This window comes from Streptomyces sp. STAM6 (assembly GCF_054963715.1).
The window spans coordinates 205,445-217,041 of the sequence record NZ_JBUEFZ010000010.1 but is presented as its reverse complement, the minus strand read 5'-3'; the positions used below and the strand labels follow the sequence as shown (position 1 = coordinate 217,041).

The window sequence follows — 11,597 nt, the reverse complement described above, 5'->3', positions numbered from 1 at the left end:
ATGTTTCGGTGGTCATAGCGTTAGGGAAACGCCCGGTTACATTCCGAACCCGGAAGCTAAGCCTTTCAGCGCCGATGGTACTGCAGGGGGGACCCTGTGGGAGAGTAGGACGCCGCCGAACTATTTTTGGGGGGAGCCCCGCACCGTATGGTGCGGGGCTTTCCTGCGTTTACGGCCAGCTAGAAGGGGCCACCTCCCGCCGAGGTGGCCCCTTTCGCATGCGTCTGTGTACGCGCCTGTGTTTCCTGAGTTAAAGACGGCCCGCTGCCTTCAGGGCAAGATAGGCGTCGGCAAGGGCCGGCGCGAGATTGTCCGGGGTGGCGTCCACGACAGTGACACCGTGGCGCTGAAGCTGTTCGGACGTACGACGCCGCTGAGCCTGGGTCTGTGTGCCGGCCGCCGCCTCGTAGACGGCGTCGACGGTGCCACGAGCCTCGGACATGCGCTGAGTGTGCGGGTCGGACACAGACGCCACGAGGACGGTGTGGCGCTGAGTGAGCTGCGGCAGCACGGGGAGCAGGCCCTCTTCGATGGGGGCTGCGTCCAGGCTGGTGAGAAGAACGATCAGAGACCGGCGCGGAGCGCTGCTGAGGGCGGCGGCGCTCAGACCCCGGGCGTCGGTTTCGACGAGCTCCGGCTCCAGCGGGGCCAGGGCATTCACCATGGTCGGCAGGAGGTCGTTGGCCGTGCGGCCTTGGACCCGGGCCCGGACGCGGCGGTCATAGGCCAGGAGGTCGACCCGGTCGCCAGCTCGTGAAGCGAGCGCCGTGAGGAGCAGCGTGGCGTCCATGGCGGCGTCCAGACGCGGGACGTCGCCCACACGGCCAGCCGATGTGCGGCCGGTGTCGAGGACGATGAGGATGTGGCGGTCGCGCTCCGGCCGCCAGGTGCGTACGGCGACCGTCGTCTGGCGGGCGGTGGCGCGCCAGTCGATGGAGCGGGTGTCGTCGCCGGGGACGTACTCCCGCAGGCTGTCGAATTCGGTGCCTTCGCCACGGGTGAGGACGCTGGTGCGTCCGTCCAGTTCACGGAGGCGGGCCAGCTTGGAGGGCAGGTGCTTGCGGCTGGTGAAGGGCGGCAGGACCCGGACCGTCCAGGGGACGGTGTGATTGCCCTGGCGGGCGGCGAGGCCCAGCGGGCCGTACGAGCGCACCGTGAGGCGGGCGGCCTGGCGGTCACCGCGGCGGGTGGGCCGCAGGACCGTCGTGAGTCGTCGGCGCTCGCCTGGGGGGACGGCCACCTTGTGCCGGGACGCGGGCTGCTCGGTGCCGGGAAGCCAGCTGCTGGGCGGCCATGCGTCACGGAGCTGGGCGCGAAGACGGCGGCGCGAGGGGTTCGTGACGGTCAGATGAACCTCGACGCTGTCACCCAGTCGAACTGTTGTGTCACCGCTTCGGGTGAACTGCAGCGTTCGCACTGGCGCGGCGAGAGCGTAGTCGCACAGAATTGCGAGTGAGAGGGGCGCGTTGACGGCGAGCATCCCCGCCCAGCTGGGGGCGAGGATGCCGACGGGGAGAGAGCCGATCGCGGCGAGGAGCGCGGTTCGTCCGGTGAGGGCCACGGTTCACTGCCTCATCGCGGAACGGGGACGTGGGCCAGGATCGACGTGATGACGGAGTCGGGAGTGACTCCCTCCATCTCGGCCTCCGGGCGCAGTTGTATGCGGTGACGCAGGGTGGGCAGGGCCAGGGCCTTCACATCGTCCGGGATGACGTAGTCGCGGCCGGTGAGCCAGGCCCATGCGCGTGCGGTGGAGAGCAGAGCGGTGGCGCCTCGAGGGGAGACGCCAAGGGTGAGCGAGGGGGATTCACGGGTGGCTCGGCAGATATCGACGACGTAGCCGGCGATTTCGGCGGAGACGGAAGTCTTGGCGACCGCCGCGCGGGCGGCCTCCAGCTCTGCCGGTCCGGCGACGGGGCGCACTCCGGCGGCCTGGAGGTCGCGAGGGTTGAAGCCTTCCGCATGACGGGTGAGCACATTGATCTCGTCCTCCCGCGAAGGCAGAGGGACCGTCAGCTTCAGCAGGAAGCGGTCCAGTTGGGCCTCGGGAAGCGGATAGGTGCCTTCGTACTCGACCGGGTTCTGCGTTGCCGCGACCAGGAAGGGGTCTGGGAGGGGGCGGGGCGTGCCGTCGACGGTGACCTGGCGCTCCTCCATGGCCTCCAGGAGGGACGACTGGGTCTTCGGAGGCGTGCGGTTGATCTCGTCCGCGAGCAGGAGGTTGGTGAAGACCGGGCCCGGCTGGAAGGAGAACTCGGCGGTGCGGGCGTCGTAGACGAGGGATCCGGTGACGTCGCTCGGCATCAGGTCAGGGGTGAACTGGACGCGCTTGGTGTCCAGTTCGAGCGAAGCGGCCAGGGCCCGGACGAGCAGCGTCTTGGCGACGCCGGGCACACCCTCGAGGAGGACGTGGCCTCGGCAGAGCAGGGCGACGACGAGTCCCGTGACAGCGGGATCCTGCCCGACCACGGCCTTCGCGATCTCGGTGCGCAGAGCCTCCAGGGAGGAGCGGGCGCTGTCCGAGATCTCAGGGTTCTCGGGGGTCGGGGCACTCATGAGGTGCGTACCTCTCTTTCGAGGGCGTCGAGTTGGTCTGCCAGGAGAACGAGCGCGGCGTCGTCGGAGGGAGCCGGGCCGAAGAGGAGAGCTCTGGCGTCCCGGTCTCCGGACGTCAGCCGGGCGGAGACGGCCGGGAGCAGGGCATCGGGGGAGTGGGCGGCCGTCGGGGGAACGCCCAGGAGGGGAGCGAGACGGGTACGGGTCGCCGTGCGCAGGACGGTGGCCGCGCGGTCACGCGCGTTCGCCTTGCGGTAGAGGCGGGCGCGGCCCTCGGTGGATTCGGACGCGCGGATCGCCACAGGGAGACGCTCGGTCACCAGGGGACCGAGGCGGCGGGCTCGCCAGATGGCGGCGAGGACGGCGGCGAGGGCGAGTTGGAGCGTGCCCCACAGCCAGCCGGACGGGATGAGGTCGAGGAACGCGCCTTCGCTGTCGGTGCCGCTTCCGTCGCCGTCCTCACCGCCGCCGCCCGCGGCGGAGGGATCACTGAGTGAGGGGAGGTACCAGACGAGATGAGAGCGGGAACCGAGGAGCTGCAGGGCAAGGGAAGCGTTGCCCTGCTTGTCCAGACGGTCGTTGTAGAGGATGTCGGGTGCGCCGAGGAGGACGGTGTCGCTCGTGGCGGGGCCCTTGATGCGCAGCAGCGTCGGCAGGCCGTCGCTGGGGTAGCACTTGTCCGCGCCCGGGGCGCCGGTCGTGTAGCGCTCGCCGCCGGTGTCGGCGTCACCCGCGCGTACCGCGGCCGGCAGAGAGCAATCCGGGTCGTGGGCCGACACCGGGATGGAGGAGCCGGTGCTCACTCCCGGGGCCAGGGTGTCGACGGAGGGGGCGCCCGCGCCGACGAGGACGGTGCGGCCCGCGCTGTCCATGGCGTCGCGCAGCAGGTCCTGCTGATGCCCGGTCAGCATGTCCGGGTTCGTGACGAGGAGAGTGGTGTCCGGGCCGGCCGCGCCGGTGGCCTCGTCGAGGGTGGTGACCACTCGGGTGGTGACGCCCCGGTCCTTGAGGAGCTCCGCGACGGCTCGGCTGCCTTTGGGGTCGGCCGAGCGAGGATCGAGACGGCCGTGCTGTGCGCCGGAGCGTACGAGGGCCATGACGATTCCGGCGACGACGAGGAGCGTGAGGGCGATCAACAAGCCGCGGGTGCGGATCCAGATCTGACGGGTGGTGAGGGAGGAGGAGGTGGTCGCGGCGGTCATCCGGCCGCTCCCTGGGCCGCGTCGCTCAACAGAGGCTTTGCCCGTTCGATGGTGGTGTCCAGGTCCTTGAGGCGCTGGTATGTGTCCCGGTCGGCGGTGCGGCCGCCGTATGTGACCTCGTCGAAGGCCCGGGCGGCGGCCCGGAGTTCGTCCGCGTGGGCGGGCAGCGGGCGGCCCGCTTCGGCGGCTGCCTCGTCGGCGGTCCGGCCCGGGCGGGGATCGAGCAGGGTGCGTTCCTCCAGCGAGCGGACGACGGCCCGCATCCGTTCCTGGACGGCCTGGTTCCAGCGGCCCGCGGCGGCGTGCCGGTCGGCTTCGGTGCGGTGCTCGGCGGCGCTGCGGGGGCGGTCGTCGAAGAGGGAGTCCGCTGTGGTGGCCGCGCGCCGCGGGGTGCCCAGCCGCCACCACAGAGCACCGATCAGTGCCACGACGACCAGGGCGATGACGACGAGGCCGAGCGGGCCGCCCGGGGCGGCACCCGACGCGGAGTCGAAGATGCCGCCCACCCACTCCCAGAAGCGGTCGAGTGCCCGCTGGAGGATGCTCGGGTCGTTCTCGTGGTACATCGGCTTGGACAGTTCCCGCTCGGCCGCCTCCCGGGCGGGGACGCGGGGAGTGTCCACCGGCACGTCATCGTTCGCGCGGGTCAGCAGCCACGCCGTCGTCGGTCCCCCCGTGATCGGCACGGCATCAGCCCCCGGGAGTGTCGTTGGGCGAAGGGGAGCCGTAGCCGGGCACGCCCGCCGCGCGGGCGAGTTCCAGGTCGAGGGCCTCGCGCCGGATCCGCTGGTCGACGTAGAGGAGGACGCCGACGCCGGCGGAGATCGGGTACGTGATCGAGGACGCGATCACCGCGCCGATGCCCGTGACGATCAGGAAGGGCCAGCCGAACTGGGGGGTGTCGCCGGAGAGCAGCCCGCCGAGCCCCTCGCCGTCCACCGCGTAGGCGAGGAGACCGAACGGGATCGCGATGATCATCGAGACGAGGAACGTCAGCAGCGCCGTCAGGGTGAGGATGCCGAAGATCCGCCACCACGCGCCCTGGACGAGCTTCGCCGAGCGGCGCAGGGACGCGACGACTCCCTGACGTTCCAGCATCAGCGCGGGGGACGAGAGGCTGAACCGGACCAGGATCCACAGGACGAGCACGGCCGCGGCGAGGGCGCCCACGAGGGTCAGTGCGACACCCGCGGCGGAACCGGACAGCAGCAGCCCGGGAAGCACGCACACGGCGACGATCCCGACGCTGATCAGCGGCAGCAGGAAGGTCAGACCGAGGAGCTGCAGGAGCCGGGGCCGGGCCTCGTGCCAGGCGTCGGAGAGCGTCACCCGGCGGCCCAGCACCGAGCGACTGATGACCACGGTCAGCAGTGCGGTGCTGATGACGGTGGCGATGAGGGTCAGGAGCATCGTGGGGCCGAGATTGACCAGGCTCGCCTGCAGCGAGTCGATCGATTGCTCGAGCTGCTCCGACGGGCTGGCGTTGGGATCGATCTCCGGCGGCGCGGGCATGACGTACCGCTGCAGAAGGATGTCGCCGATCTGCGTGATCACGGAGATGGTGATCGTGATGCCCAGAACCGTGCGCCAGTGGGCCCGCAGGGTGGCGACCGCTCCGTCAAGGATCTCGCCGACGCCGAGAGGGCGCAGCGGGATCACGCCGGGCTTGGCTGCCGGTGGCCGGTTCCAGCCGTCATGGTGCCGTCCGCCGCCCCAGGCCGGAGGCGGGGGCGGCACGGGGCCGTCCGGGACGGGGCCGGGCGCGGTCGGCGGGGACCACTGTCCGGCCGGCGGCTGGTCCTTGGACCACTTGGACGCGGCGCCGCGCTCGTCGGCGGGCTCCGCAGGCCGGGGGATGTCGCCGCCCCGGCCCTCGGAGGGGGCAGATCCGGGCGAGGCCCAGCCCGGAGTGTCGTTCACGGTCGTCCACCTCGTGGATTGGTCGCGGTACCGGCTCGTCGAGCCGGCTCGGTCACGGTGCCGGGCCGCCCGGCGGGGCGGCGGTTCGCCAGCCATCGTGCCACGCGCCGCTCGGCACCGGACCTGGGGCCGTATCTCGTTCGCACCTTCATTGTCGGTCGTTCAGCGGGCAGACTGGGCGGATGGCTGATCAGTACGCACAAACTCCCGTCGGCACGGCGCCACCCGCGATTCCGTCCCTGCGCTGGGAGGAGCCGCCGGAGGGCCCGGTGGTCGTGCTCCTCGACCAGACGCGGTTGCCGGCCGACGAGGTCGAGCTGGTCTGTACGGACGTGCCGGCCCTGGTCCGGGCCATCCGGACCCTTGCCGTCCGCGGGGCCCCGCTGCTGGGCATCGCCGGCGCCTACGGGGTGGCTCTCGCGGCAGTGCGCGGATACGACGTCGACGAGGCCGCCGAACTGCTGGCGGGCGCGCGGCCCACCGCCGTGAACCTCGGCTACGGCGTGCGGCGGGCGGCAGACGCCTACCGGGCGGCGGCGGAGAAGGGCGCGGACCGGCAGGAGGCCGCCGAGGCGGCCCTGTGGGCGGCCAGGGAGCTGCACCGGGAGGACGCCGAGGCCAGTGACCGCATGGCGGCCCACGGGCTGGCCCTGCTCGACGAGCTGCTTCCCGGCGGCAGCCACCGGATCCTCACTCACTGCAACACCGGGGCGCTGGTCTCGGGCGGGCGGGGGACCGCGTTCGCCGTGGCGCTGGAAGCGCACCGGGCGGGCCGGCTGCGGCGGCTGTGGGTGGACGAGACGCGCCCGCTGCTTCAGGGGGCCCGGCTCACCGCGTACGAGGCGGCGCGCAACGGACTGGCCTATACGCTGCTCACCGACAACGCCGCCGGCTCGCTGTTCTCGGCCGGGAAGGTGGACGCCGTCCTCGTCGGCGCCGACCGGATCGCCGCCGACGGCTCCGTGGCCAACAAAGTGGGCAGCTACCCTCTGGCGGTGCTGGCCAAGTACCACCATGTGCCGTTCGTGGTGGTGGCGCCGACCACGACGATCGACCTTGCCACCCCGGACGGGGCCTCGATCGAGGTGGAGCAGCGGTCCGGGCGCGAGGTGACAGAGTTCACTGCGGCGCCGCAGATCACGGCGGCCGGGAAGGGCGGCGGTGCCGGTCTGCCGGTGGCGCCCCTGGGAACCCAGGCCTACAACCCCGCGTTCGATGTCACGCCCCCCGAGCTCGTGACGGCTGTCGTCACCGAATCAGGGGTGGTGTCACCGGTGACCGGAGAAGGAATTGCCGAGCTGTGTGCCAGGTCACGTCAGGTAACGATTAGCTAATGGGATGATGTCGAATATGAAGGGACGCGTCCTTGTCGTCGACGACGACACCGCACTGGCCGAGATGCTCGGGATTGTGCTGCGTGGTGAAGGTTTCGAGCCGTCGTTCGTAGCGGATGGCGACAAGGCACTTGCCGCATTCCGGGAGGCAAAGCCGGACCTGGTGCTGCTCGACCTGATGCTGCCCGGCCGGGACGGCATCGAGGTGTGCCGGCTCATCCGGGCCGAGTCCGGGGTGCCGATCGTGATGCTCACGGCCAAGAGCGACACCGTCGACGTGGTGGTCGGGCTCGAGTCCGGGGCCGACGACTACATCGTCAAGCCGTTCAAGCCGAAGGAGCTCGTCGCCCGGATCCGGGCGAGGTTGCGGAGGTCCGAGGAGCCCGCGCCGGAGCAGCTGACCATCGGAGACCTCGTCATCGACGTGGCCGGGCACTCCGTGAAGCGGGACGGCCAGTCGATCGCGCTGACCCCGCTCGAGTTCGACCTGCTGGTCGCGCTGGCCCGCAAGCCCTGGCAGGTGTTCACCCGCGAGGTGCTGCTGGAGCAGGTCTGGGGCTATCGCCACGCCGCCGACACGCGGCTGGTCAACGTGCATGTGCAGCGGCTGCGCTCCAAGGTCGAGAAGGACCCGGAGCGGCCGGAGATCGTCGTGACCGTCCGTGGCGTCGGTTACAAGGCCGGACCGAGCTGACATGTCCCGCGGCAGTGCTGCTCCGAAGCCCGGGAACCCGGGAGTCCGTGCGGGGCGGGCTGCCGGGCCGGGGCGTGGTCACTCGCGCCTCGGCCGACTCCTCCAGGGCGGTCGGCTGCTGAAGGACGGGACACCGGTCAGCCCGGTGCTCCGGCTTCTGGTGCGCCTGGTGCGCCGACCGCTGCTGCCGGCCGTCCGGCTGTGGCGGCGCAACATCCAGCTGCGGGTGGTCGCCTACACGCTGCTGATGTCACTCGGCGTGGTGCTGCTGCTCGGGTTCGTCGTCATCGGCCAGATGCGCAACGGTCTGCTGGACGCCAAGGAGAAGGCGGCGCAGAGCCAGGCGTCCGGCGGCTTCTCGGCCGCCCAGGACCAGGCCATCGCCGCGCCTCCGACCGGGCCGGACGGCAGCGGAGGGGCCGGCACGACCGCGCGGGCCTCCCTGAACTGGCGCTCCGACCTCGTGGTGCAGCTCGCCAGCGGCGGGCAGAGCGCGTACAACGTGGTGGCGCTGAGCTCCGACTCGGCCGGCGCGGCTCCCAGCCGCGGCGCCCGGGCATCGGGCGGCGTCGAGCCCGCGACCAGTATTCCGGCCGGGCTGCGCGAGTTCGTCGCCCAGGGGACCGGCACGTTCCAGACGTTCACGCGGATCCACTACACCGACGGCAAGGCATCCGAGGCCGGTCTCGTCATCGGCAAGCGCCTCAACGACATCGAGGGCAATTCGTACGAGCTGTACTACCTGTTCCCGCTGACGCAGGAGGAGGAGTCGCTCGCCCTGGTCAAGACGACCCTCGCGACGGCGGGGCTGTTCGTCGTCGTGCTGCTGGGCGCGATCGCGTGGCTCGTGGTGCGGCAGGTCGTGACACCGGTGCGGATGGCGGCGGGGATCGCCGAGCGGCTGTCCGCCGGCCGCCTCCAGGAGCGGATGAAGGTCACCGGCGAGGACGACATCGCACGCCTCGGCGAGGCCTTCAACAAGATGGCGCAGAACCTGCAGCTGAAGATCCAGCAGCTGGAGGACCTGTCCCGGATGCAGCGGCGGTTCGTCTCCGACGTCTCGCACGAACTGCGGACGCCGCTGACGACCGTACGGATGGCCGCCGACGTCATCCACGAGGCGCGCGAGGACTTCGACCCCGTGACGGCCCGCTCGGCGGAACTGCTGGGGGACCAGCTGGACCGGTTCGAGTCGCTGCTGTCCGACCTGCTGGAGATCAGCCGGTTCGACGCGGGCGCGGCGGCGCTGGAGGCGGAGCCGATAGACCTGCGGGAGGTCGTACGCCGGGTGATCGGCGGGGCCGAGCCGCTCGCGGAGCGCAAGGGCGGCCGGATCGTCGTCGTGGGCGACGAGCAGCCGGTGGTCGCGGAAGCTGACGCCCGCCGTGTCGAGCGGGTGCTGCGGAACCTGGTGGTCAACGCCGTCGAGCACGGTGAGGGCCGGGACGTCGTGGTGAGGATGGCGGCGGCCGGTGGTGCCGTGGCCGTCGCGGTGCGTGACTACGGAGTGGGCCTCAAGCCGGGCGAGGCGACGCGCGTGTTCAACCGCTTCTGGCGGGCCGACCCGGCGCGCGCCCGCACCACCGGTGGTACGGGCCTCGGGCTGTCCATCGCCGTCGAGGACGCCCGGCTGCACGGCGGCTGGCTGCAGGCATGGGGAGAGCCGGGTGGCGGTTCGCAGTTCCGGTTGACGCTGCCGCGTACGGCGGACGAGCCGCTGCGCGGTTCACCGATACCCCTGGAGCCGGAGGACTCACGGCGCAATCGGGAACGGGCCGCGGCCGAGGAGGCACAGGACGGTGCCCGGAGGGCGACCGTCCCCGGCCAGGGCGGTACGGTCAGGCCCGCCCCTCCGGGGTCGGCGCGCACGTCGATACCGCCGCGGCAGGCGCCCGCGGCCGCCGATCCGACGGCGCTGCCCGGCAACGGCGCCAGGGTCGTACCTCGCGGGGCGGGGGAGCGGACGGGCGACAGCGCCCGGTCCGGACAGGACGCGGATCGGGAGGGTACGACTCGTGGGCGCTGAGCGTCGTCACAGCCGTGGACGCACGGTGCGAGGGGTGGCGGCGCTCGGCTGCGCCGCGCTGCTCGCCGGGTGCGCGTCGATGCCGGACAGCGGGGACGTGTCCGCCGTCAAGGCGTCACAGCCCGGGGACTCCCAGGTACGGGTGTATCCGGTGCCGCCGCGGGAGAACGCCGAGCCGGGCGAGGTCGTCGACGGGTTCCTGGAGGCCATGACGGGCGACGACCCGGGCTTCGCGGTGGCCCGCATGTACCTGACGAAGCAGGCGGCGCGGTCCTGGAAGCCCGAGGAGCGCACCACGGTCCTGACGGCCGCCCCGACGCGCAGGCAGCCCGAGCGGATCAGCAGCCAGGAGTCGCAGAGCATCGTCTACCCCCTCTTCGGGCAGCAGGTCGCGACGGTCGACGGCCGGCAGGCCTACCAGCCGGTGGCCCCGACCGACTTCACGGGCACGATCCGCCTGGTGCAGGTGACCGGTCCCGACGGCAAGGGCAGGGAGTGGCGTATCGACAGCCTGCCGCCCGGTCTCGTGCTCAGCGAGTCGGACTTCCAGCGCAACTACCGCTCCGTGAACAAGTACTACTTCGCCTCGGGGCGGAACTGGGTCGTGGCCGACCCGGTGTACATCAGACAGCGGCAGGATCCGGTCACCCGCATGGACACCGTGGCGCAGACGGTGAAGGCCCTGCTTGACGGGCCCACCAGGTGGCTGAAACCGGTGGTGGACTCGCGTTTCCCGACCGGTACGAGCCTGCGGGACGACGTCAGGTCGCTGACCGTCGACGACCAGAGCACCCTGAAAGTGCCGCTGAACGCCAGGGCGAACAATGTGGGGCGCGCCCAGTGCAAGAACATGGCGGCCCAATTGCTTTTCACCGTGGGGGATTTGACGCCCACACGGGTGGGACAGGTGGAGTTGCTGCGTTCGGACGGTTCCACGCTGTGCGTTCTCAGTGAGGGGGAGAAGGCCGACTTCATGGCCGATCCCTCGCCCGGCACCTCCGCCTATTTCGTCGACGACGCCCACAAACTGCGTGAGCTGGAAGTCGGGGCGAAGGACGTGAGCCAGCCGCCGGCGGTGCCCGGGCCGTTCGGCGACGGCTCGACGAAGGTGGACACGGTCGCCGTCTCCCGGGACGAGCGGCGCGTGGCCGCTGTCTCGGAGGGCGGACGCCAGCTGCGCGTCGCCGCGATGCGCGCCGAGACGGAGCTGCCCGAGCCGCTGCTGGCCAGCTCCGGCAAGGTGCCCGAGGAGCGGCTGTCCGCGCCGAGCTGGGACGCCCGCAACAACCTGTGGGTGGCCGACCGCAACCTCGCCAAGCCACGTTTGATGATCTTCCCGGGCGGTACCGGTGAGCCGCTGGACGTGAGCACGCCGTGGCTGCGCGACGGAGTGCGGATCGAGGCGCTGCGGGTCTCCGAGGACGGGGTGCGCATCGCGCTGCTGCTCACCAAGGGCGGCAAGACGACCCTGCACATCGGCCGCGTGGAGCGGCACGGGGCCGGCGCCCAGCAGTCCGTCGCCGTGGCGGAACTGCAGTCGGTGGCGCCCAGTATGGAATCGGTGACCTCGGTGTCGTGGGCCGGGCCGAGCCGGCTGGTGGTCCTCGGCAAGCTGGCCGGTGGCGTGCAGCAGGTGCGGTACATCCAGACGGACGGTTCGACGTCGGCCGCGGGCATCCCCGGCCTCAACCAGGTCAAGGCGGTCGCGGCGGCGAACAGCGACGGTCTGCCGCTGGTGGCGGCGTCGGCGGACGACGGAATCGTACGGCTGCAGTCCGGCGGAAACTGGCAGCCGATGGCCGAGAAGGGCACCTCTCCGGTCTACCCGGGCTGACGAGGCCGTCCGGCGGTTGTCCACAGGGGTG

The 11,597-nt window shown here is 71.6% G+C and carries 9 protein-coding genes and 1 rRNA gene; 5 read left to right on the top strand and 5 right to left on the bottom strand.

Going from position 1 to position 11,597, the window contains the following annotated elements:
• The first annotated feature begins 4 nt into the window (after window positions 1-4).
• Window positions 5-121: ribosomal RNA gene (gene rrf, locus ACY34K_RS15495) — 5S ribosomal RNA — on the top strand.
• A gap of 129 nt (window positions 122-250) precedes the next feature.
• Here the strand turns inward: rrf and ACY34K_RS15490 are convergent.
• The 5 genes from ACY34K_RS15490 to ACY34K_RS15470 are packed head-to-tail and all read right to left on the bottom strand — an operon-like array spanning window position 251 to window position 5,678.
• Window positions 251-1,561 (bottom strand): DUF58 domain-containing protein, encoded by a 1,311-nt coding sequence (locus tag ACY34K_RS15490; protein ID WP_462747216.1) that lies wholly within the window; start codon window positions 1,559-1,561, stop codon window positions 251-253.
• A gap of 11 nt (window positions 1,562-1,572) precedes the next feature.
• A complete protein-coding gene (locus ACY34K_RS15485) occupies window positions 1,573-2,556 on the bottom strand; it encodes an AAA family ATPase (protein ID WP_462747214.1) in 984 nt (327 codons plus the stop codon).
• Complete coding sequence (locus ACY34K_RS15480; protein WP_462747212.1) at window positions 2,553-3,758, bottom strand: DUF4350 domain-containing protein; 1,206 nt, start codon at window positions 3,756-3,758, stop codon at window positions 2,553-2,555. Before ACY34K_RS15480 ends, ACY34K_RS15485 begins: the two co-directional genes overlap by 4 nt.
• Window positions 3,755-4,444 (bottom strand): DUF4129 domain-containing protein, encoded by a 690-nt coding sequence (locus ACY34K_RS15475; RefSeq protein WP_462747210.1) that lies wholly within the window; start codon window positions 4,442-4,444, stop codon window positions 3,755-3,757. Before ACY34K_RS15475 ends, ACY34K_RS15480 begins: the two co-directional genes overlap by 4 nt.
• Window positions 4,445-4,448: 4 nt before the next feature.
• Entirely contained in the window at window positions 4,449-5,678 is a 1,230-nt protein-coding gene (locus ACY34K_RS15470; protein ID WP_462747208.1) for a DUF7544 domain-containing protein, read from the bottom strand.
• 182 nt (window positions 5,679-5,860) lie between these two features.
• Between ACY34K_RS15470 and mtnA the strand changes: the two genes are divergently transcribed.
• The 4 genes from mtnA to ACY34K_RS15450 are packed head-to-tail and all read left to right on the top strand — an operon-like array spanning window position 5,861 to window position 11,566.
• Window positions 5,861-7,012: an S-methyl-5-thioribose-1-phosphate isomerase gene (gene mtnA, locus ACY34K_RS15465; RefSeq protein ID WP_462747207.1), complete on the top strand. Its 1,152-nt coding sequence runs from the start codon at window positions 5,861-5,863 to the stop codon at window positions 7,010-7,012.
• Between the two features lie 4 nt (window positions 7,013-7,016).
• Window positions 7,017-7,706 carry a two-component system response regulator MtrA gene (mtrA, locus tag ACY34K_RS15460; RefSeq protein WP_219852863.1) on the top strand — a complete coding sequence of 230 codons (690 nt, stop codon included), beginning with the start codon at window positions 7,017-7,019 and terminating at the stop codon, window positions 7,704-7,706.
• Between the two features lies 1 nt (window position 7,707).
• Window positions 7,708-9,732: an MtrAB system histidine kinase MtrB gene (mtrB, locus tag ACY34K_RS15455; RefSeq protein WP_462747204.1), complete on the top strand. Its 2,025-nt coding sequence runs from the start codon at window positions 7,708-7,710 to the stop codon at window positions 9,730-9,732.
• Entirely contained in the window at window positions 9,722-11,566 is a 1,845-nt protein-coding gene (locus ACY34K_RS15450) for an LpqB family beta-propeller domain-containing protein (RefSeq protein ID WP_462747202.1), read from the top strand. The genes mtrB and ACY34K_RS15450 overlap by 11 nt, the downstream gene beginning before the upstream one ends.
• The last annotated feature ends 31 nt before the right edge of the window (window positions 11,567-11,597 follow it).